Origin of the sequence: Nocardia sp. NPDC088792, assembly GCF_044750615.1 — a bacterium.
In the GTDB taxonomy this organism is placed as follows: domain Bacteria; phylum Actinomycetota; class Actinomycetes; order Mycobacteriales; family Mycobacteriaceae; genus Nocardia.
Window position 1 is genome coordinate 32588 of the sequence record NZ_JBIVKC010000002.1, and the last position, 21886, is coordinate 54473.

Sequence of the window (21886 nt, forward strand, 5' to 3'; positions counted from 1 at the left end):
GAGAGTCAGGCGATGGCGGGGAGGTTGACTACCTGGCCGGCGTAGGCGAGGCCGGCGCCGAAGCCGAGGAGGAGGGCGGTGTCGCCGGGTTTCGAAGCGCCCGAACGCAACAGCTGCTCCATGGCCATGGGGATGGAGGCGGCGCTGGTGTTGCCGGTCTGGGCGATATCGCGGGCGACGGCTACCGAGTCGGGGATGCCGAGGGTGCGGATGAGGGCGTCGGTGATGCGGCTGTTGGCCTGGTGCGGGACGAAGGCGTCGAGCTGCTCGGCGGCGACGCCGGCCTGGTCGAGGGCGTCGCGGCAGGCCTTTTCGAGGAAGGTGACGGCCCAGCGGAAGACGGCGGTGCCGTTCATGCGGATGTAGGGGCGGACGGTGGTGCCGCCGGTGGCTTCGGCTTCCGCTACTTCGGCGAAGTATTGCTGGAAGTCCTTGTCCTGCTTGATGGCGTCGGTCTGGGCGCCGTCGGAGCCCCAGGCGACGGGGCCGACGCCTTCGGTGTCGGAGGCGCCGACGACTACCGCGCCCGCGCCGTCGGCGAAGATGAACGCGCAGGTGCGGTCGTGGACGTCGAGCAGGTCGGAGAGGCGTTCGACGCCGATCACCAGGACGTGGCGGGCCTGGCCGGAGCGGATCAGGTTGGCGGCGTTGGCGAGTGCGTAACAGAATCCGGCGCAGCCGGCGGAGACGTCGAAGGCGGCGGTGTCGTGCATGCCGAGTTCGGTGGCGACGATCGCGCCCGCGGAGGGGCCGAGCACCATCTGCGAGGAGGTGGCGAGGATGACGGCGTCGACCTGTCCGGCTTCGAGGCCGGCGGCGTGCAGGGCGTCGCGGGCGGCGGCGGTGCTCATGGAGACGATGGTTTCGTCGGCTTCGGCCCAGTGGCGGGCTTCGATGCCGGAACGGGTGCGGATCCACTCATCGGAGGAGTCGATCTTGTCGACGATCTCCGAGTTCGGGACCACCCGGCGGGGCCGGTACACCCCGAGGCCGAGCAGGGCGGCGTGGGCGACCGGTGGGGCGGTGGCGATGTGGGTTGGCATGGCATCCTCTCGAAGTGAACCGATTGGTTCACGCGTGCCCAAGGTTTAACATGGACCGATCGGTTCACGCAAGGGCAGGAGGAGCAAACATGACGGCCGGACCCCGCGCCCGACTGATTGCCAGCACCATCACCACGGTGCAGGAGCACGGTGTCCACGCGGCCGGCCTCAGTGAGCTGCTGAAACGCAGCAATGCCTCCCGGAATTCGCTGTATCAGCACTTCCCTTCCGGCAAGGGCGAACTGGTCGAAACGGCCGCCAAAATCGTGTCGCGCATCGTTTACACGCACGTCAGCAAGATGGCCGACGCGCTCGCGACCGCACCGACCGTGGAAGGCTGGCTGGACGATCTGCTCGCCTTCTGGCGCAATCAGCTGGAATCCAGCGAGTACCGGGCCGGATCGTTCATGATGGCCGCCGCACTGGACGAATCGGACCCGACCGTGCAGTCGGCCGCGGGTCAGGCGTTCGCGGAGTGGACCGCCCGGCTGGCCGACGGTCTGGTCGCGGCGGGCATGAAGCCGCAGACCGCGTGCTCGGTGGCGGGGGTGCTGCTGTCGGTGATCGAGGGGGCGATCGTGCAGAGCCGCGCGCTCAAGTCACTGCATCCGTTCGATGACGCCCGCACGCAGTTGGCGATCCTGTTGAGCCACCAGCTCCCGGGGAAGGAATGAGGCCCTCGAGACGGGGGCCTTGCCCAGCTGCCGTTGTCGCCCGGCGGGATTCAGGGGTGGGGCAAGGTGTGCGGGGTGGCCGCGCTGAGTGCGCTGAGGTCCAGATCGCCTGTGGGATCGGACCATCCGGTGACTCGCAGCTCGTCGGGTGAATTCACGCCGAGCGCGTCGTGCAGGCCGAGGGTGGCGGAGCGGGCCAGGTCTTCGAGGCCGCGCGCGGGGATGGGCCAGTGCAGGGTGCGGTGCCAGTTCTCGATCTCGTGCTGCAGGGCCGGTGGGATCCAGCCCAGGCTGCGTAATCGCTCGGCGGCGGATTCCGAAATCGGTTCCACGAGATAATAATTGCCGGTGAGTTCGGCGGATAGCCGGATATCGAACGCCTGGAACTGCACGTAGCGATTACCGCTGGCGGCGAGGATCAGGTTGGCGCGGGAGGGCAATCTCGCGAGAGTCCCGGTCAGTGCTCCGGCGAACACGTCCCAGTCGGTTGTCTCTACTCGCTCGCTGTGCCCCCGGGTGCCCATCGTGGCCGATCATACGCCGTCGAAGTACGGCTGGCACGAAATGTCATGGGAGCGCAGATGATCAGCGGAAACCGCGGCGGCGTCGACTGGTCGCCACCGCGGCTCCGAGTTGATCTTTTTCAGCCGCGCACGCGTCGCGGAGCGGGACCGAGCACGGCGAGCGGAGTACAGCCGAGGATTCGTTCATCGCTACCCCGCGACGCCATCAGGTGGCGCGCGGCGAATTCCCGCAACTGCACCCGCAGCGCAGCAAAATTCGGCGAGTGTCCGGCGTGTACCACTGCCGCCATTGCGCTCATCGCACTTCCTTCCGTAATTTCACTCAGCCGTCCATTCTGGCCGATAAACACTTGGGTGGCCGTAAATCTCGCGTGAAGATCAGCGCACCGGGCAGGGCCGAATCATCAAGACACCCGGGCTACATCACTCACTTCGAGACACGACCTAGGCGCCGGGGCGTTTGCCGTGGTTGGCCTTCTTCTTGCGGCGGGCGCGCTTCTTGTCGGCGCGTTTGGACATGGTCTATCTCCGTTCGGTTTTCGCGCAGGCGAAAGGATGTGGGCAGGGCCACGCGAAAAACGCGCGACGCCATGCGAATTCGGTCGGAACCGAGAATCGGTGAACCGGCGGGAACCGGTGAGAGTGCCCGAGGAGTCAGGCGAGCGACGAACTGCGCTGAGGCGGTTCGTCCTCGCTTCCGAATCCGTAGAGTTCCAGCATGGAAGGGGCCACGTTGCCAGCAGACCGGAACGGGAACCGGCCCGCAAGATTCGGCGCCGCGGATTTACGAAACCTTTCCACCCGGCGAGCGGCCGCGCGGCAGTATCGGTCATGGTGATTATCGGCAAGATCAGCAAGCACGACCCTCGACAAGGAGACTGCGATGACCGCTGGACTGCAGACCATCCTCTATACCGTCAATGACCTGGAGGCGGCCAAGGCCGTTTTCCATGCGATGCTCGGCGTCGCGCCCATTGCGGATGCGCCGTACTACGTGGGCTGGAATATCGATGGCCAGGACATCGGCCTGATTCCGAACAAGGACGGTGCGGGCGTGCTCGGTCCGGTGGCTTACGCGCACGTCACGGACATTCGCAAGAGCTTCGAGGCGCTGCTGGAGGCGGGCGCGATCGAGAAGGAGGCCGTACACGTGGTGGGTGGCGGCCGGTTGGTGGCGAGTGTGGAGTTCGAGCCGGGCAATGTGGTCGGCATTCTGCAGAACCCCTGAGAGATTCCCTTGCGCCTTGCCTCACGCCCGACATGATGAGACGATTTGAAAGCAACTCTCTCATCTTGTCGGGCGGTCGGCGCCCGGCCGGATGACGATCAAAGGAGATCGCCGTGACCGCCGCCGCACTCGAACAGCACCGAGGGACCCGCCCCGAACGCCGCCCCTTCGAACCGGGCAGCCGCATGTGGGACGACGTCGGGCTGGTCACCTTCTCGCTCACCGCCGGGTCCGCCTTCCTGCTGCAGACCATGGAACCGAGCATCGCGGCGGTGGTGGACGAGCATTCGACCTTCCGCACCGACCCGCTGGGCCGGGCGGTCCGCAGCCTCGCCTCGGTCATGATGTGGGTGTACGGCGGCGACGAGGCCCTGGCCGAGGCGGAACGGCTGCGGAAGATGCACGCCACCTTGAACTCCACCGATGCCCAGGGCGTCAAGCACCGGGCACTGTCCTCCGGTCCGTGGGCGTGGGTGCTGCACACCGGCGTCTTCGCCTTCACCGAGGGCAACAAGTACTTCTCCAGCGATAAGCTCACCGACGCCGACAAGGAGGCGTACTACCAGGAGACGGTGCAGCTCATGCGCAATTTCTCGGTGGCGCCCAAGGAGATTCCGGCGACCTACGCCGAATGGCTGCCCTGGTTCGAGGATCAGGTCGAAAACCACCTGGCCGTAACGAATGTCGCCTACGACTATCTGAAGGTCATCCGGAACATCGCCCCGCCCAGCCAGATTCCCGCTCCCCTGCACCCGCTGTGGCGGGCCGTGACCCTGCCGGTCGGCCGCCTGCAGTACTTCTTCACCGTCGGCACCACACCGGAGTCGGTGCGCGCCCGGCTCGGACTCGACTGGACCGCGAAGGACGAACGCGCCCTGCGCGCACTCGGCTGGGTGATCGGCCGCACGGTGCCGGTACTGCCGGAACGCGTCCGCTACTTCCCCATCGCCTACGAGGCCCGCCGCGTCGAACGCGACCGCGCCCGGCTGCGCAAGATCATCAGCCTGCGTCCGGTATAGCCCGCTCGAACACGCGGACACACGATCAGGAACCGATACAGCCCACCCGCGCTCGGACACGCGGCAATGACCCCGGGGCGCTGCGCAATTCACCCGCCCGGCGGTCAAGGAGTTCGGGCCGCCGGTGACTCCGGGCCGGTGAGCAGGGCGTGGGCGCACTTGCGGAAGTCGGCCAGCAGCCGATTGGTATCGCCGGCCCGGGTGGCCAGCACGACGCGGGAGGGTTCGACGTCCTCGAGCGGTATCGCGGTCAGATCCGCGCGGAAGGTGACGATCTTGTCGCCCGCCGGCACGATGGCCACGGCCTCACCGGCGGCGATGAGTTCGAGCTTGTCCTCCAGGGTCGTCACCAGCGGACCGTCGGGTGCGCGGCTGCCGTCGGGGCGGGGATCTATGCGCCAGAAGGCATTCCAGGCCGGGTCGGCCAGCCGGGGCAGGGGCTCGTCGGCGATATCGGCGAGGCCGACCGAGTCCTTGCCGGCCAGCCGGTGCTCGAGCGGCACGAGGACCGCTCGCGGTTCGTCGTAGAGGATGGTGACGTGCAGCCGGTCGGTGGCGATCGGCATGCGCGTCACCAGGGCGTCCACCCGATGTTCGAGCAGGGCTTCGCGGGCCGCGTCCCATTCGATGTGCCGGGAGCGCACTTCCGCCTCCGGATGGCGGCGGCGCATCTCCCGCACGGCCGGGGTGATGATCATGTTCAGCGTGTAGCCGATGGTGAGGTGGCGGGGTTCGGCGGCGGCGCGGGTGACGGCGGCGGTCTGCGCGGCCGTGCGCAGCAGCGCCTTGGCGCGGGGCAGGAACACCTCACCCGCGTCGGTGAGGCGGGTGCCCTGCGGGGTGCGATCCAGCAGCCGCACGCCCAATTGCTTTTCCAGGCGCTGGATTTGACGGCTCAGGGAGGGCTGGGCGATCCGCAGGGCTTCGGCGGCGCGGCCGTAGTGCCGGTGTTCGGCGACGGCGGTGAAGTACCGCACCAGCCGCAGATCGAGGTCGGCCGACGGTGAATCGGGCATACCCGATCGTAATCCCGGGCGGGCCGCCGATATTCCGCGATAAGCGGCCGGTACTGCGGCGATACCCGAATCGCATTGCGTGGTGCGAAACCGGTCTTGGACGGGCGGACCCCGGGAGACCGAGGCTGAAGGCACGGCCCAGCCATCCGAGACACACGGCCCGGCCATCCGATCCGGAGCGGCGGATCGGTTCACCATCCATCTTCTCGAGGAGAGAGCAATGCGTGTATTCGTTACGGGCGCAACCGGTTTCGTCGGTAGCGTCGTAGTTCGCGAGCTGCTGGACGCGGGGCACGAGGTGCTCGGCCTGGCTCGCTCGGACGCCTCGGCCGCCGCGCTCGCGGCGACCGGAGCGCAGGTGCAGCGTGGCGACCTGACCGATCTCGACAGTCTCCGCGGCGGCGCCGCGGCGACCGACGGCGTCATCCACACCGCCTACATCCATGACTTCTCGCAGTTCCAGGCCGCGGCGCGGACGGATCGGCGGGCCGTCGCGGCCATGGCCGACGCGCTGGCGGGTTCCGATCGCCCGCTGGTCGTGACATCGGGCAGTCCCCTGCGGCTCTCGGGCGAGACGGCGACGGAGGACAGCGTGCCCGATCCCGGGCCGTTCGGCATCGAGCGGTATGTCACCGAGGAGCTGGCGATGACCTTCGCCGACCGCGGCGTCCGCGTCTCGGTGCTGCGGTTGCCGCCCAGCGTGCACGGCGTGGGTGATCACGCCTTCGTCCCCATGCTCATCGCGGCCGCCCGCGAGCGGGGACGCGCGGCGTATATCGGGGACGGCGCGAACCGCTGGCCCGCCGTGCACCGCGTGGATGCCGCACGCCTGTTCCGGCTGGCGCTCGAATCCGCGCCGGCGGGTACCCGCTGGCATGCGGTGGCGGAGGAAGGCGTGCCGTTCCGCGAGATCGCGACGGCGATCGGGCACGGACTCGGCGTACCGGTGGTGAGCGTCGCGCCGGAGGACGCGGCGGAACAGCTCGGATTCCTCGGCGCGTTCGCCGGATTGGACTTCCCGGCCTCGAGCGAGCTGACGCGCAAGGAGTTCGGCTGGGAACCCGCCCAGCCGACCTTGCTCGCCGATCTGGCGGCGGGCCACTACTTCCAGGAGTGAATTCGCTTCGCTCCGTCCGAGTCGCCCCTGGTTTCCGGGGGCTGGTCTGAAACGGTGACACCCGCCAAGGTCACTATGTGATCATGCGGATGGTGTTGTGGCGTGCCCTGATCGGTGCGCTGCTGGTGTTGGGGGTCGTGGCCTGGCCCGCGCAGGCGGGCGCGGCCCCACAGTTCCAGTGGAAGGAAACGTTCATCACGGCGCCGGACGGGACGTCGCTGCACGCGGATGTGCTGCGCCCGGTCGGGATGGCCGACGACGTCCGCACGCCAGTGATCATGACGGTGAGTCCCTATCGCGCGCATGCGGCGTACCTGAGCGAACCGCGGTTGCAGGGCGGGCCGTCCACCCTCGATCTGCCGGTCCAGATGTTCCTGGACGCCGGCTACACCTATGTCATCGCGGATCTGCGCGGCTTCGGCGGCTCCGACGGCTGCCCCGATTTCGGCGGTCCCGGTGAGCGTTCGGATGTGAAGACCGCGGTCGAGTGGGCGGCGCAGCAGTCGTGGTCCACCGGCAAGGTCGGATTGCTGGGCACCTCGTACGAGGGCTGGACCGGGCTCATGGGCCTGGCCGAGAAGCCGCAGGGGCTGGCGGCGGTCGGGTCGTTCGAGCCGGTGGTGGATCCGAATGCCTACCTGTACATGCAGGGCATCGCGTGGAAGTTCGCGCTCAAACCGGTGTCCGACCGCGGTTTCCGGCCGGGTGACCTCGCGGGCTTCGAACATCTGCTGATCGCGTCGACGCCGCCGTATCCGACGGATTCGCCGCAGTACAAGGCGAATGCGCTGCAGATCGATCCGGCCTGCTACGCCGATTACCTCGCGCAGACCACGAATCACGATGACAGCACACCCTTCTGGCAGGACCGTGACCTCGTCGCCAAGCTGACGGGCAATACGATTCCGCTGTTCTTGGGAGCCGGTTTCGCCGATGCCAATACCCGGCCGGACCGCGTCTTCCAGCTGTGGAACGCGCTCGGCCCGGGCGATCACAAGGCGTGGTTCGGTGAGTGGGGCCATCAGATGTGCCGGACCGCGTGCGGCACACCGTGGTTCGACTCCGAACTGCTCGCCTTCTTCGACAAGCATGTAGCGGGCAAGGACGTGACCGTGCCCGGACCGCGGGTCACCGTGGGCGCGTTCGACGGCAGTTATCGCTCCGAACAGCAGTGGCCGCCCGCCGACACCCGCCCGGTGACCGTCGACCTGCGCACCGGAACCTACACCGATCGCGGGCTGCTCCCCGGACCGGATCGCGATATCTGGTCGGTCACACCGCCATTGGCGGCGGACCAGCATCTGGCCGGCGCACCGACCGCGACCATCACCCTCGACGGCACGCCCGAAGCGTCGGTGGCGCTGGAGATCTACGACATCAAGCCGGACGGCCGCGGCATCATCATCACCCGCGGCATCGCGCCGGTGACGCCGACCGCGCAGGTGCGGCTGCTGGCGCAGGACTGGCCGATCCCGGCGGGCGATCGCATCGGCTTCCGCATCACCGACGTGATCGACGACGTGTGGGCGCACCCGCCGGCCTTCGCGCCCGTCACCGTCACCTCGGCGCAGGTGCGGCTGCCCCTGCTGACCGAACAGCGCACCCCTGACCTGCACGGGGGCCTGAGCGACGCGATTCCCAAGTGGTATGCCGAGAAGACCCTCACCGTGCCCGGTGATGTACTGAACAATGCAACAGTGACCGTCAACTTCCCGCCCCGGACCGGTGACCGATGACTCGAACCGCCCCCGCAGACCCGCTGACCGTCGACGAGGCCACCGCGGAACGCCTCGCCGCCGCCCTGCGCTGCGCCACCGTCTCCTACGAGGATCAGACGGCGATCGACCCGGCCCAGTTCGACCGGCTCACCGCACACCTCGAACACTCCTTCCCGCTCGTGCACACCCATCTCACCCTCGAGACCTTCGGCCACAGCCGCCTGTACCGCTGGCCGGGCAGCGAACCGGCCACGGACGGCGATGCGGCGGCGATTCTGCTGGCGCATCTGGACGTGGTGCCGGTGGATGACGAAGCGGGATGGACGCATCCGCCGTTCGCGGGCGTGGTGGACGCCGAATTCGTGTGGGGGCGCGGCGCGATCGACGACAAGAGCCGGGCGGTCGGGATCCTCGAGGCGGTCGAGCAGGCCCTCGCCGCGGGGGTGCGGCCGCGGCGGACCGTATACCTCGCGCTCGGGCACGACGAGGAGATCTTCGGAGTGTCCGGGGCGGGCCGGATGGCGCGGCGACTGCGGGAAGCCGGGGTCGAGGCCGATCTGCTGCTCGACGAGGGCGGCGTGATCACCACCGGAGTTGCCGATGGCGTGAAACAGCCGGTCGCCACGATCATGGTGGGCGAGAAGGGTTTCGCCACCGTCCGGCTCTCGGTGTCGGATATCGGCGGGCATTCCTCCATGCCGGGCAAGCAGACCGCGGTGGGACGACTCGCCCGCGCGGTCGCGCGCATCCAGGATCACCCGTTCCCGTTGCGCTTGACGCCGGTGACCCTCGACATGCTGGCCCGGGTACGCGAATTCATGTCGGAACCGCGCCGCAGCCTGCTCGGTCTGGTGAATGTGGCGGGCCCCGCCGTGACCCGCGTGCTGGCCGCGAAACCGCAGACCGAGGCGATGGTGCGCACCACCACCGCGCCGACCGTCATTCACGGCGGCGTGAAACCGAATGTGCTGCCGCAGCGGGCCGAGGCCTTCGTGAATTTCCGTATCCTGCCCGGTGATTCGGTGGACGGTGTGCTCGCACACTGCCGCCGCGTGGTCCGCGACAAGCGGGTGCACATCGAATTGTCCGGCCACACCTCGGAGCCGACGGCCGATCCGTTCGCGGGTCCCGCGTTCGAACCGGTCGCCGATCTGGCCCGCGCGGTGGTGCCGGGTATCGCGGTCACGGTGGCCATCGTGCCCGGCGCGACCGATGCCCGCTATTACGACGGTCTCGCCGCGACCCGCTGCAATTTCGCGCCCATCGTGGTCGACGCCGCGGATCTGGAACGCATCCACGGCACCGATGAACGCCTCTCCCGCGTGAATTACGCCCGGATCATCGCCTTCTACCGGCTGCTGTTCGATCGGCTGGCAGCGGCCGACCGGCTCTGAATTCAGGCGAAACGCCCCGGTTCGGGTGGGATGCGCGAGAATTACTGCGCCGTGACGATCCCACCCCGACACGAAAGCGAGCCGCGCCATGACCCGAAACGAGACCGGTGAATTCCAGGGCGCGGGCGGGAGGGTGTTCTGGCAGGACTGGCTGCCGGACGGCGAACCCCGCGCACTCGCCGTGATCGTGCACGGGTACGCGGAACACTCGGGCCGGTACGCGCATGTCGCACGGCGATTGAACGAGGCCGGATTCGCCGTGTACGCGCTCGACCACATCGGGCACGGCCGCTCGGCCGGCAAGGGCGGGGATATCGAATCCCTCGACGGCGCAGCCGATAACGTGCAGTCCCTGCTGGATCTGGCCACCGCCCGGCACCCTGGCCTGCCGCGGTTCGTCATCGGGCACAGCATGGGCGGGCTCACCGTCGCCTACCTGGCGACTCGCGCACCCATCGATGTCACCGGGATCGCACTGTCGGGCCCGGCCGTCGAGATCGAGGGCGGTAGCGCGCTGGAACGGCGCATCGCCCCGATCCTGGCCCGCATCGCCCCGAAACTGCCTGTCATGAAACTGGATTCGACGCTGGTGAGCCGCGATCCGGAGGTCGTGCGCGACTACGACAGCGATCCGCTCAACCATCACGGCGGGGTGCCCGTACGCACCGCGGCCGAGATGCTGCGCGCCGGTGACCTGGTGAAGAAGCGCCTGAACCGGCTCACCGCGCCACTGCTGGTGCAGCACGGCACCGCCGACGGGCTCGCGAATCCGCTCGGCACCGATCTGATCGAGCGCGATGCCGGATCGAAGGACAAGACCGTCATCCGCTACGACGGCCTCTACCACGAGATCTTCAACGAGCCGGAACAGGACAAGGTGCTCGACGACCTGGTGAACTGGCTGGAAGCGCACCTGCCCAGCTGAGTCCGTTCACAGCGCCCCCGGCTGAGTCCGTTCGCAGCACCCCCGGCTGAGTACGTTCACAGCACCCCGGGAGCGGCCGTTCGCAGCATCCTGGGAGCCGCCGTTCAGCATCCCGGGAGCGGCCGTTCGGCAGCGCCCGGGCGCACAGGTTCGGCAGCGCCGGAGCCCGCTCGAGGGGTATACGGGCTCCGGGCGCCCCCGAAGGGTCTATTTGAAAGTCGCGTAACAGCTGTCCGCCCCCTCGAGGACACCGTTACGGAAGGCTGCGAGGCGGTCGAAACCGCTGGGCACCACATTGCCGTCGACATCACCGGCGGCCAGGCCATCGGACAGCAGCCCGGAGACGGCGGCGTCGAGATCGGTGACGGAGAGTTGCGGATCGCTGCCCGGCCTGCTGAGGTCGGCGCTGTACGCGCCGGAGAGGCAGGCCGAGCGCAGGCCCGCTGTCGCCGCCCCGACCAGGCTGAGCTTGCGATCCTGTTGCACCGCAAGCATGTACCGGGACACGAACACCACGAATGCGTTGTAGTCGCCGCCGACCACCGCGGAGAGCAGGGTTCCGCTGTCGGCCGAGACCGCCCGCTGCGCGAGGGTGGGCACATCGGCGTTGATGGTGCCGGTCGACGGACAGTACGAAACAGCTTGCGTCACAGTATTGTCCGGGCACTTTCCTGCGATACCGTCATAGTCGTAGCCAGGTTCCCGTTTGATCGGGAAGTCCTTGGCCAGGGACTGCGCGATCAGTGTCAGCGCGGGCCGATCCACCGGCAACTGCCGATCCTGCTCCCCCGGGCGGAAAGTGGTGGGCAGCGTGCCGCGGCGCTGCTGAAGTTCCTTGGGCGTAATGCCTTTACACGCGTCTGCGCCGCCGGTGTAACCCATCTGCACGGCCGTGACCCGCTCGAACGCGGTCCCGTGCTCGTCCTCCGACGCGCCCGGCTCCCGATCCCGGAAGGCGATGGTGGCGGCGAGCACACCGTTCAGCCCGTCGGTGGTGTTGAGCGTGAAATGCCGGGAATCCCCGGCCGCCACCGCATGCAGGAATACGCCGGCGAAGCAGTCGGCCTGCTGTTCCCGCACCACATTCGGGGTGAGCAGGCCATTGAGCCGAGCCTGCGCCTGCACCGAATGCCCGTATTCGTGCGCCAGCACCATGACCACCGACATCGGCCCGAACTTCTGCACCAGCTGCGGGAACAGGCTGCCCCGATCCCAGCCGATGGTCTGATCGGTGGTGCAGTAGGCGGCATTGACCTCCTGATAGGTACTGCCACGGCAGAACTGCACCGAGCGGTCCTGCGTGGCCGTCGAATCCCAGGAGACGAAGCGGGTCACCGGCTGGAAGCTGCCTTCGAAGGTCTTGCTGTACTGCTTGTTCCAGTACTCGGCGATATCGGAGAGCGCGTTCAGGGCGAGCCGGTCGATCGGCCCGCCGTCGCCGTTGTCGGCGGTGAGCTGCGCGTCGGGGACTCCGGCGCGCGCGCCATTGGGACCGGTGTCCGACTTCGCGCCGGTGGGCTGCCCCGGATTACCGGAGCCGGTCGAAACATGCTGCGGCTTGGCATCTTCCAGTGCGCCGCTGCCGGTGAGCGCCAGCCCCGCCACCAGCAATACGACGGCCAGCCCTGCCCGCAGCCGCGTATTCCCCATCTTCCCTCCCGAGTTACCGGGGTCGTCTTCGAGTATCCCTCCCCGGTCCGCCGAAAGTGGTGGTGTCGCAAGGAAAAAGCGCAGCTCGTGACGAGAATTCATGCACGAAGCGGCGTGCCTCGCACGACACGCAGCGCCGGAAAATAACTGGGCGCCCCGCCGCGACCGTGGCACAGTCGGACGACATGAGCGACTATCGGCGCCTCAATCAGGCCAACTGGGACGACCGCGCGCCCGTGCACGCGGACTCGCCCGACTATGCGCTCGACCGCTTCCGCACCGATCCGCAGTTCCTCAGCGGCGTGGTCCGATTCGACCTGCCCCGGCTCGGCGATATCCGCGGGCTGCGCGGCGTGCACCTGCAATGTCATATCGGCACCGACACCATCTCGCTGGCCCGGCTCGGGGCGGTGATGACCGGGCTCGACTTCTCCCCGGCCTCCCTCGCGCAGGCGCGGAAGCTGGCCGCGGACAACGGAACACCGGTCGACTTCGTGGAATCCGATGTGTACGAGGCGGTTACGGCGCTCGGCGGCGAACGCTTCGACCTGGTGTACACGGGGATCGGCGCCCTGTGCTGGCTGCCCGACGTGCACCGGTGGGCGGAAACCGTCGCCGGTCTGCTGCGGCCCGGCGGGCGGTTGTTCATCCGCGAGGGCCATCCGGTGCTCTGGTCCATCGACGAAACCGTCCCCGACCGCCTCACCATCGGCTACCCGTACTTCGAAACCCCCGACCCCATGGTGTGGTCCGACAGCTCCACCTACGTCGAAACCGAGGTCGCCCTCACCGCGACCACCACCCACGAATGGAATCACGGTCTCGGCGAGATCATCGACGCCCTGCTGCGATCCGGCCTCACCCTCACCGCCGTCGCCGAACACGACAGCGTCCCTTGGGAAGCCCTCCCCGGCCGCATGACCTGCGACGCGGACGGCGAGCACCGCCTGCGTGAACACCCCGAACGCCTGCCGCTCTCCTACACCCTGCAGGCCCGCAAACCCTGATCCCGCACGAATCGCCGAAGATTCGCCCGCGTCGCGGAACGCGTCCCGCCCCGCCCGCGTCCGATCCGGAAACAGCGATCGGAGGTAGGCCATGGATCCGGATGCACTGCGGCGCAGGGCACAACAATGCCTGCAAGGTGCGGAACACGAACAGCAACGCGTGTCCCGCACCGAGCTGGACGCGGACTACATCCAGCAACTCGAACACTTCGGCGCCCTCTCGCACGCGGAGATCCACCGCCACGTCCGCGCCATGGACCCCGCCGCCATGCACACCGCCGGCGACACCTGGGCCACCATCGCCGACAATCTCACCGGCGCCATCACCGGCCTGCAACTGACGGTGCAATCCGCCCTCACCGACGGCATGCAAGGCCGGCTCGCCACCGCGGCCGACACCGCCGCCCGCCGATTCGCCCGCGACGCACTCGATATCGCGGAAATAACCCTCACCTCCGGCCGGCGCATAATCGCCGCCGCCTTCGCCGCCGAAGTAGTCCGCAAAACCGTCCCACCCCCACCCACCCGCACGACCGGCCCGACCCCCACCAGCCTCCCCGCCACCACAGCCGACCTCATCGCCCTGATGACCGCCACCCCGCCCGGCGGCACCCACGACTTCGAGCGCTACCGCGAAGAGCAATACCGCCAGGCCATAGCCGCCCTGGAAGCCAACTACGTCCCCACCTATCCCCCAGCGGGAGCACGAGTTCCAGCCTTCTTCCCGATGGACGCCCTCGGGGATGCGTCTGTCCCAGCACCGAACTCATTCGAACCGACGGACAGAACACAACCGGCAGGCCGATACGGCGATGCCGCACCGGGCACACCGAACGACGCGAATATCAGCCGAAACCGGCAGGCCCCCACCGACATCGACACCGCGAATCGCAACGGCACCGATCCGTGGAATCGCAATGGCACTGATTCCGCGAACCGTGATGGCAATGATTCCTCGAACCACGCCGACACCGGTCTCACGAATCACGATGACACCGGCATCGCGGGCGGGGACGCTGCCACAAGCGATGGCGATCCATCGACCGATTCTCGAATTCGGCCTGCCTCCGTCGACGACCCCGGGCCGTCCACGACCGGCTCCCCCAGCGCCCCATACTCACCCGCCGTTCCGCGTGGCCCCGGCACTCCCGGTTTCCCGGGTGACCCCCGCTTGCTCGGGCCTTCCACCCCGGGCGACATGGGTCGCAGCTACCCAGGCCCAGCGCACCCCAAGGCTCCCGCAAACCCGATCGCCCCCACCCGATCGCAGGCCCCCGCCCCCGGTTCCACACCCGGCCTCTATTCCCCTGGCAGCCCGGGCGTTCCACCAGATGACCGCACCCACAAATCGCCTGCCTGGCTGATTCGTGACCGCGCAGAAGAACTCCTCGGCCACCCCGAATCCACTATCGCCCCGGTGATCGGCGCCGAAATCCCCGCCGCCCGAACCGATCTCACCGACTTCGAGCGGGCCCCGCGATGATCCGGGAATTCACGCCGGACGAGTTCATTCACCTCTGGCGTGAAACAGACCTCGATCGTTTCCCGTTTCCGCTTCGCCTGCGTTCGGCTGCTCGCTACCAGGATGACCACGACGACCTCTGCCGAGCCCTCACTGCCCGTCTCCCCAGGGGTCGTGACGCGGGCCTGTCCACTGCGCTGCGTATCGCGGCCGAACCAGCAATTTCCCTGGCAGTCACCGGTATTCGTGATCATCCGTTGAGGGCGTACGCCGCCATCGACCGTGGGCTGGGTGTGGTGCTGGTTCAGCGGCCGAGTCCCGATCCGGATATCGGCGCGAATGTCATTCTTGCGGCGGGCACTCCGACGATCGTTCCCGAGATCCTTGTGGCGTTGCTCGGAAGTTCAGCCGATACGGGCGCCGAATCCCGGGGCTACACATCGCAAACCGGTGACCACTTACTCGACGTACCACTCACCGGCCACGGCGTGATCGAGGTGTGCCGCCACGCGCACACTCGCCGCCCGATGCCGCCGGAGTACCTGACCTGGGTCGATATCGCGTGTGCGGGCCGCTACACGTACGGCTCCGGCGGCGAGCCGCTGCTGGAGCCGTGCCCGCCGGAAGTCCTGGCCCGCAAGCTGGCTCGCCTCTGCCGTGTCGGGTAGGGCTTCGAGATCGCCGAGTGTGGTCACTCGCCGCCGAAGACTCGCTCCACCACTGTTTTTGCGCGGCGGGTGACGCGCATGTAGTGGTCGAGGAATTCGCTGCCGTCGTCGTTGGGCCAGCCGGCGACCTTGGCTACGGCGGAGAGGAGGGTGCCGGGGCCGGGGAGTTGGTCGGCGGATTTGCCTCGGACCAGGACCAGGGCATTGCGGGCCTTGGTGGCGGTGAGCCAGGCGTCGCGGAGGAGGGCGGCGTCTGTGGTGTCTATGAGGGCGGCTTGTTCTATGGCGTCGAGGGATTCGAGGGTGGAGGTGTTGTGCAGGGCGGGGACGGCATTGGCGTGCTGGAGTTGGAGGAGTTGGACCGTCCACTCGATGTCGGCCAGGCCGCCGCGGCCGAGTTTGGTGTGGGTGGCCGGGTTGGCGCCGCGCGGGAGGCGTTCGGCGTCGACCCGCGCCTTGATGCGGCGGATTTCGCGGACGCCTTCGGGGGACATGCCCGCCTCGGGGTAGCGGACCGGGTCGATGATGTGCAGGAATCGGATGCCGAGTCCTTCATCGCCCGCGACCTGCCGGGCGCGCAGCAAGGCTTGCACTTCCCAGGGTTGCGCCCACTGCGCGTAGTAGGCGTCGTACGCGGCGAGGGTGCGGACCAGTGCGCCGTTGCGGCCCTCGGGCCGCAGGCCGGCGTCGACCTGCAGGGGCGGGTCGACGCTGGGTGCACCCAGCAGCCGCTGTACCTGTTCGGCCACGCCGATCGCCCATTTCACGGCGACCGTCTCGTCCTCGCCGGGCCGCGGATCGCAGACGAACAGCACATCGGCATCGGAACCGTAGCCGAGTTCCATACCGCCGAGCCGCCCCATGCCGATGACCGCGAAGTCGGCGGGCGCGGGTTTGCCGCGCTCCACCTCGCTGGCCCGGATCACCGCTTGCAGCGACGCCTCCAGCGTGGCGATCCACACCGAGGACAGGGCCGTGCATACCTGCGGCACGTCCAGCATGCCCAGTACGTCGGCGGAGGCGACGCGGGCCAGTTCGTGCCGGCGCAGTGAGCGCGCGGTGGCGACGGCGCGCCGCGGTTCGTCGTAACGTCCTGCGCCGGAGAGGATTCCGCGCGCCACGTCGGTGGGCTGGGTGGCGAGCAGCAGCGGCCCGTCGGGCCCGTCGGCGTACATGCGGATGGTTTCGGGCGCGTTGATGAGCAGGTCCGGCAGGTAGGCCGAGGACCCGAGCACGATCATCAGCCGTTGCGCGATGGCGCCTTCGTCGCGGAGTTCGCGCAGGAACCAGATCTCATTGTCGAGGCCCTCGGACACCCGCCGGTAGGCGAGCAGTCCCGCATCGGGATTCGGTGTCTCGCCGAGCCATTCGAGCAGGGTCGGCAGCAACAGCGCCTGGATCCGCCCCTTGCGGCCCACCTCCCCGGTGAGCGCCTTCAGATGTCCGAGCGCGTTCTCCGGCGCGACATAACCCAGTGCCGCCAGCTGCCGTACGGCCGCCGCGGGGCTGAGCCGCAGATTGTCGGCGTCGAGGCGCGCGACGGAGTCCAGTAGCGGCCGGTAGAAGAGTTTGGCGTGCAAGCGCCGCACCCGCACCGCATTGCGTTTGATCTCGCTGGTCAGCACGCCGACCGCGTCCTGCCGCCCGTCGGGCCGCATATGCGCGGCGCGGGCCAGCCAGCGCATGCCCTCCTCGTCCTCGGGGGCGGGCAGGGTGTGGGTGCGCTTGAGTTTCTGCAACTGCAAACGGTGTTCGAGCAGCCGCAGGAATTCGTAGGAGGCGGTGAGGTTGGCGGCGTCGTCGCGGCCGACGTACCCGCCCGCCGCGAGGGCCGCCAAAGCATCGACGGTCCCCTGCACATGCAGCGATTCGTCGGCTTTGCCGTGCACCAATTGCAGCAGCTGCACGGCGAATTCGACATCGCGCAGACTGCCGTGCCCGAGTTTCAGTTCCCGTTCGCGCAGGTCGGCGGGTACCAGGTCTTCCACGCGCCGCCGCATGGCCTGCACATCGGCGACGAAGTCAGGGCGTTCGGAGGCCGCCCACACCATGGGCATGAGCGCGTCCCGGTAGTCGCCGCCGAGTTCGAGATCGCCGGTGGCGGGCCGCATCTTGAGCAGGGCCTGGAATTCCCAGGTGCGCGCCCACCGCTTGTAGTAGGCGATGTGCGAGTCGAGGGTGCGTACCAGCGCACCGGCCTTGCCCTCGGGCCGCAGTGCGGCGTCCACCTCGAAGAAGGCGGCCCCGCCGACGCTCATGGTTTCGGCGGCGAGCCGGGTGGCGGTGGTGTCGGCGGGTTCGGCGACGAAGATGACGTCCACGTCGGAGACGTAGTTCAATTCCCGCGCACCGCATTTGCCCATGGCGATGACGGCCAGCCGGACCGGCACCTCACGGTCCACGCAGACCCGCGCCACGGCCACCGACAGGGCGGCGGTGAGGGCGGCGTCGGCGAGATCGGTGAGATGCCAGCCGACCTGCTGGTACGGCAGGACGGGCTCGTTCTCGACGGTGGCGGCCAGGTCGATGGCGGCCAGCAGCATGAGCTGATCGCGATACCGCTTGCGCAGCAAGGCGATCGCCTCGGGCCCGGAGATGCCGGCCCGGAACAGCATGGGCCCGGAATACGGGCCGACCTCCGGCTGCGCGTGCACGGCGTCGAGCAGCTCGGCGATCAGTTCATCCCGTTTGGGCAGGTCCCGGCGTCGCAGCAACTGCCAGGCCGACGGGTCGGCCGCCAGGTGGTCGGCGAAGGCGCTCGACGATCCGATGAGCGCGAACAGCCGCCCGCGCAGCGAGGAATCGGTCCGGATCGCGTAATCCAGTGCGGCCCAGTCGTTTCCGAGCTTCTCGCGCAATCGTATGAGGGTGAGCAGCGCCAGATCGGCGTCGGGCGACCGGGACAGGGCCCACAGCAGCGGCACGCTCTCGACGTTGTCCCACGCCAATTCTCGGAGGGATTCGGCTGCCGACGGCTCCAGTAAACCGAGCCGTCCGACACCGGGGACAGCGGAACGAGCAGTCGGTGGCCGGACCATAGGAATCAAATTACATGTCACGTCGAAGTGACGTGCCGCCCTACCCTCGTATTTCGGACATCGTTGTCCGGTCGCGGCCGGGCCGAATCCCGCGCGCACCCACCGAAACGATTCGGGCCGCGGTCACCATGGTGACCGCGGCCCGAATCCTTCGAACGTCAGAGCCCGAGGTATTCCTTCAACTCGTAGGGCGTGACCTGGGCACGGTAGCCCGCCCACTCGCGGCGCTTGTTGCGCAGGAAGAAGTCGAACACGTGCTCGCCGAGGGTTTCGGCGACCAGTTCGGACTTCTCCATGTTCTTCAGCGCCTCGTCCAGCGAAGCCGGCAATTCCCGGAAACCCATGGCGCGCCGCTCGGCGGAGGTCAGCGACCACACGTCGTCCTCGGCCTCGGGCGGCAGCGTGTACCCCTTCTCGATGCCGCGCAGGCCGGCGGACAGCAGCACCGCGAAGGTCAGGTACGGGTTGCAGGCGCTGTCGGGGCTGCGGATCTCGACTCGGCGCGAGGAGGACTTGTTCGGCGTGTACATCGGAACCCGCACCAGCGCAGAGCGGTTGGACCGGCCCCAGGAGGCGGCGGTCGGGGCCTCGCCACCGTGGATCAGTCTCTTGTAGGAGTTGACCCACTGGTTGGTGATGGCGCTGATCTCGGGCGCGTGCTCGAGAATGCCCGCGATGAACGCGCGCGCGGTCTCCGACAGATTGTCCGGATCGTCCGGGTCGGCGAAGGCGTTCTGCTCACCCTCGAACAGCGACATGTGGGTGTGCATGGCCGAACCCGGGTGATCGGCGAAAGGCTTGGGCATGAAGGTGGCCCGCACGCCCTCGTCGATCGCCACCTCCTTGATCAGGTAGCGGAAGGTCATGACGTTATCGGCCATCGACAGCGCGTCCGCGTAGCGCAGATCGATCTCCTGCTGCCCCGGCGCGCCCTCGTGGTGCGAGAACTCCACCGAGATACCCATGGATTCCAGCGAATCGATGGCGTGGCGGCGGAAGTTCGGCGCCTCGTCGTGCACGGCCTGATCGAAGAAGCCGCCATTGTCCGCCGGGATCGGGCTGGAGCCGTCGTACGGTCCCGGCTTGATCAGGAAGAACTCGATCTCCGGATGCACATAGCAGCTGAATCCGAGATCGGCGGCCTTGTTCAACTGGCGGCGCAGCACGTGCCGCGGATCCGCCCAGGACGGCGACCCGTCCGGCATGGCGATATCGCAGAACATGCGCGCCGAATGCTGATGCCCCTTGGAGGTCGACCACGGCAGCACCTGGAAGGTGGAGGGGTCCGGCCTGGCCACCATGTCCGCTTCGGATACGCGGGCAAATCCCTCGATCGCCGAACCGTCGAAGCCGATGCCTTCTTCGAAAGCGCCCTCGAGCTCGGCGGGCGCGATGGCCACCGACTTGAGATAGCCCAGCACATCGGTGAACCAGAGCCGCACAAAACGGATATCCCGCTCTTCGAGCGTGCGGAGGACGAATTCCTTCTGACGGTCCATGTCCGCGACTGTAGGTAACCGGAGTTAAATCTGTGTTACGTGAGTGTCAGCAGGCGTGGCGAACAGATTCGGACACTGCCCGCCACGCTGGGCGACCCGCCCGCCACGCCGCCGGACTCAGCAGGTGAGTCCCTGCGCGGGCTCTTTCAAATCAATCAGCAGGTGAGTCCCTGCGCGGGCTCTTTCAAATCAACCAGATACGAAATCACCGGATCGTCCACGCACTGCACGCCCGACAGCGACACGGTGTGCCGGGTGCCGTTGTAGGTGATCAGATCCGCGCCCAGCTCCTGCGCCAGATCCACGCCCGCCTGGTACGGGGTGGCCGGGTCCTGGGTGGTGGAGATGACCACGGTCTTGGGCAGGTTCGGGATCGAAAGCTTGTGCGGCGTACTGGTACTGGGGACCGGCCAGAAGGCGCACAGTTCCAGCGGCGCGGCATTGCTGCCGTGCCCGTCGTCGAGGAAGGGCGCGACGCGGCGGTAGTCGGCGTCCTGCTGGGCGGCTACCGCGCGATCGGTGATGGGCGGATCGTCCACGCAGCGAATGGCATTGAACGCGTCCTGGCTGTTGTCGTAGCTGCCGTCGTCCTTGCGACCGTCGTACATGTCGGCCAGCGCGAGCAGCGTGTCACCGCGCCCCTGGCTCAGTTCCCGCAGGCCCTTGGTGAGCGCGGGCCAGAACTGGTTGGAGTACAGGGTCTGCTGCACACCGGTGATGGCGTCGCCGTAGTGCAGTCCGCGCGGATCCTGGGTGGGCACCGGCTTGTCCCACAGCGGGGAGACCAGCGCCCGGAACTTCGCGGTCGCCTGGGTCGGGTCCGGTCCGAGCGGGCAGTCCGGCTTGCTCGCGCAGGAGGCGGCGTACTTGTCGAAGGCCTGCTGGAAGCTCGCGGCCTGCGCGACAGATTCCTTCACCGGATCCTGCACCGGGTCCAGGGCGCCGTCGAGCACCATGGCCCGCACCTTGTCCGGGAACTTCTCGGCGTAGGTGTAGCCGAGCCGGGTGCCGTACGAGTAGCCGAGATAGGTGAGCTTCGGATCGCCCAGGGCCGCGCGGATCACGTCCATGTCCTGCACGACTTCCCGCGTGCCGACATGCTCGAGGAAGTCCTTGCCGGTGCGCTGCACGCACTTGTCGGCGTACTGCTTGTTCTCCGTCTCCTGTCCGGTGATGCCGGCGGGCGAATTATCTTTCGGCGGTTCGTCGCGTTCGTTGTCGTTCTCCGCGGCGGTGAGGCATTCGATCTGCGGCGTGGAGGCGCCGATGCCGCGCGGGTCGAAGCCGATGCGGTCGAAACGCTCGGCCAGCGCGGTATTGGCGCCCAGACCCACCATGTTCAGGCCGGGCACGCCCGGACCGCCCGGGTTGAACAGCAGCGAACCGACCTTCTGCCCGGTCGCCTTGATCCGCGAGATGGCGATCTGCGCGGTCTCACCGTTCGGATCGGCGTAGTCCACCGGCACTTTCACGTGCGCGCATTCCGCGCCCTGCGGTATGTCGTCATCCGCGTAACCGGAGCAGCTCTCCCACTTCAAGGTCTGGTTGTAGAACGCATCCAGAGTCACCGGCGCGGTGCCCGTGGGTTTACCGTCCACCACGGTGCCGCAGCCGGCCGCGGTCATCGCCAGCACCGTCGCCAAGAGCGCGGCCCGGCCGGTTCGCTTCAACGCCATGGCATCGATCGTGCCATGCGCCGCCGAGCGCCCCCGCTTCGCTCCGGCGGGTTCGCGAGTCCGCCCGGCGGGTTCACGGGAGTGATGTAGATCCCGCGTCGATTGTGTGGCAGCACAGCCATTGCCCAGGCGGTTCTCAGGATGAAGGTGCTCAATGGAATCCGGAGGTTCGAAACACTTCGAGAGGGACGTCATGACCGGGTTTGCGAATTCACCCAGCGGGTCCGC

At 68.0% G+C, this 21886-nt stretch carries 19 protein-coding genes; 10 read left to right on the plus strand and 9 right to left on the minus strand.

The features are described from left to right. Positions 1–5: 5 nt before the first annotated feature. Positions 6–1043, minus strand: coding sequence for a beta-ketoacyl-ACP synthase III (locus ACIP5Y_RS09495; protein ID WP_400349260.1), 1038 nt, complete (start codon positions 1041–1043; stop codon positions 6–8). An 89-nt stretch (positions 1044–1132) separates the two neighbouring features. Between ACIP5Y_RS09495 and ACIP5Y_RS09500 the strand changes: the two genes are divergently transcribed. Continuing rightward, positions 1133–1717, plus strand: a complete 585-nt coding sequence (locus tag ACIP5Y_RS09500; RefSeq protein WP_400349261.1) for a TetR/AcrR family transcriptional regulator — start codon at positions 1133–1135, stop codon at positions 1715–1717. Between the two features lie 50 nt (positions 1718–1767). Here ACIP5Y_RS09500 and ACIP5Y_RS09505 read toward each other — a convergent pair whose 3' ends face one another. The 3 genes from ACIP5Y_RS09505 to ACIP5Y_RS09515 all read right to left on the minus strand — a co-directional run bounded on the left by ACIP5Y_RS09505 (position 1768) and on the right by ACIP5Y_RS09515 (position 2760). Beyond that, positions 1768–2241: a TY-Chap domain-containing protein gene (locus ACIP5Y_RS09505; protein ID WP_400349262.1), complete on the minus strand. Its 474-nt coding sequence runs from the start codon at positions 2239–2241 to the stop codon at positions 1768–1770. Between the two features lie 119 nt (positions 2242–2360). After that, a complete protein-coding gene (locus ACIP5Y_RS09510; RefSeq protein WP_400349264.1) occupies positions 2361–2540 on the minus strand; it encodes a hypothetical protein in 180 nt (59 codons plus the stop codon). A gap of 145 nt (positions 2541–2685) precedes the next feature. Then, positions 2686–2760: a 50S ribosomal protein bL37 gene (locus tag ACIP5Y_RS09515; protein WP_393454191.1), complete on the minus strand. Its 75-nt coding sequence runs from the start codon at positions 2758–2760 to the stop codon at positions 2686–2688. A 364-nt stretch (positions 2761–3124) separates the two neighbouring features. Here ACIP5Y_RS09515 and ACIP5Y_RS09520 point away from each other — a divergent pair, with 364 nt between their 5' ends. After that, positions 3125–3469 (plus strand): VOC family protein, encoded by a 345-nt coding sequence (locus ACIP5Y_RS09520; protein WP_400349266.1) that lies wholly within the window; start codon positions 3125–3127, stop codon positions 3467–3469. A gap of 113 nt (positions 3470–3582) precedes the next feature. After that, positions 3583–4488: an oxygenase MpaB family protein gene (locus ACIP5Y_RS09525; protein WP_400349267.1), complete on the plus strand. Its 906-nt coding sequence runs from the start codon at positions 3583–3585 to the stop codon at positions 4486–4488. Positions 4489–4592: 104 nt separating this feature from the next. Here ACIP5Y_RS09525 and ACIP5Y_RS09530 read toward each other — a convergent pair whose 3' ends face one another. Continuing rightward, a complete protein-coding gene (locus ACIP5Y_RS09530; protein ID WP_400349269.1) occupies positions 4593–5504 on the minus strand; it encodes a LysR family transcriptional regulator in 912 nt (303 codons plus the stop codon). Between the two features lie 220 nt (positions 5505–5724). On the opposite strand from ACIP5Y_RS09530, the gene ACIP5Y_RS09535 reads away from it, so the two are divergent. The 4 genes from ACIP5Y_RS09535 (at position 5725) to ACIP5Y_RS09550 (ending at position 10658) form a co-directional block, all read left to right on the plus strand. After that, a complete protein-coding gene (locus tag ACIP5Y_RS09535) occupies positions 5725–6621 on the plus strand; it encodes an SDR family oxidoreductase (RefSeq protein ID WP_400349271.1) in 897 nt (298 codons plus the stop codon). Positions 6622–6704: 83 nt separating this feature from the next. Next, complete coding sequence (locus ACIP5Y_RS09540; protein ID WP_400349273.1) at positions 6705–8357, plus strand: CocE/NonD family hydrolase; 1653 nt, start codon at positions 6705–6707, stop codon at positions 8355–8357. After that, on the plus strand, positions 8354–9733 hold the full coding sequence (locus tag ACIP5Y_RS09545) for a M20/M25/M40 family metallo-hydrolase (protein WP_400349275.1): 1380 nt from the start codon (positions 8354–8356) through the stop codon (positions 9731–9733). The genes ACIP5Y_RS09540 and ACIP5Y_RS09545 overlap by 4 nt, the downstream gene beginning before the upstream one ends. 88 nt (positions 9734–9821) lie before the next feature. Beyond that, positions 9822–10658 carry a lysophospholipase gene (locus ACIP5Y_RS09550; RefSeq protein WP_400349276.1) on the plus strand — a complete coding sequence of 279 codons (837 nt, stop codon included), beginning with the start codon at positions 9822–9824 and terminating at the stop codon, positions 10656–10658. Between the two features lie 207 nt (positions 10659–10865). Here the strand turns inward: ACIP5Y_RS09550 and ACIP5Y_RS09555 are convergent, their stop codons facing one another. Further along, the gene (locus ACIP5Y_RS09555; RefSeq protein ID WP_400349277.1) at positions 10866–12308 is read right to left on the minus strand and encodes a metallopeptidase; all 1443 of its coding nucleotides are present in this window, start codon (positions 12306–12308) and stop codon (positions 10866–10868) included. Positions 12309–12493: 185 nt separating this feature from the next. Here ACIP5Y_RS09555 and ACIP5Y_RS09560 point away from each other — a divergent pair, with 185 nt between their 5' ends. From ACIP5Y_RS09560 to ACIP5Y_RS09570, 3 genes are all read left to right on the plus strand, one after another. Continuing rightward, entirely contained in the window at positions 12494–13315 is an 822-nt protein-coding gene (locus ACIP5Y_RS09560; RefSeq protein ID WP_400349278.1) for a class I SAM-dependent methyltransferase, read from the plus strand. Positions 13316–13406: 91 nt separating this feature from the next. Then, positions 13407–14798: a hypothetical protein gene (locus tag ACIP5Y_RS09565; protein ID WP_400349280.1), complete on the plus strand. Its 1392-nt coding sequence runs from the start codon at positions 13407–13409 to the stop codon at positions 14796–14798. Next, on the plus strand, positions 14795–15445 hold the full coding sequence (locus ACIP5Y_RS09570; protein ID WP_400349282.1) for an ESX secretion-associated protein EspG: 651 nt from the start codon (positions 14795–14797) through the stop codon (positions 15443–15445). Before ACIP5Y_RS09565 ends, ACIP5Y_RS09570 begins: the two co-directional genes overlap by 4 nt. A gap of 23 nt (positions 15446–15468) precedes the next feature. Here the strand turns inward: ACIP5Y_RS09570 and ACIP5Y_RS09575 are convergent, their stop codons facing one another. The 3 genes from ACIP5Y_RS09575 to ACIP5Y_RS09585 all read right to left on the minus strand — a co-directional run bounded on the left by ACIP5Y_RS09575 (position 15469) and on the right by ACIP5Y_RS09585 (position 21658). After that, positions 15469–18483 carry a bifunctional [glutamine synthetase] adenylyltransferase/[glutamine synthetase]-adenylyl-L-tyrosine phosphorylase gene (locus tag ACIP5Y_RS09575; protein WP_400349284.1) on the minus strand — a complete coding sequence of 1005 codons (3015 nt, stop codon included), beginning with the start codon at positions 18481–18483 and terminating at the stop codon, positions 15469–15471. 158 nt (positions 18484–18641) lie between these two features. Next, the gene (gene glnA / locus ACIP5Y_RS09580) at positions 18642–19982 is read right to left on the minus strand and encodes a type I glutamate--ammonia ligase (protein ID WP_397015518.1); all 1341 of its coding nucleotides are present in this window, start codon (positions 19980–19982) and stop codon (positions 18642–18644) included. Positions 19983–20137: 155 nt separating this feature from the next. Further along, entirely contained in the window at positions 20138–21658 is a 1521-nt protein-coding gene (locus ACIP5Y_RS09585) for an alpha/beta hydrolase (protein WP_400349286.1), read from the minus strand. Positions 21659–21886: the final 228 nt, after the last annotated feature.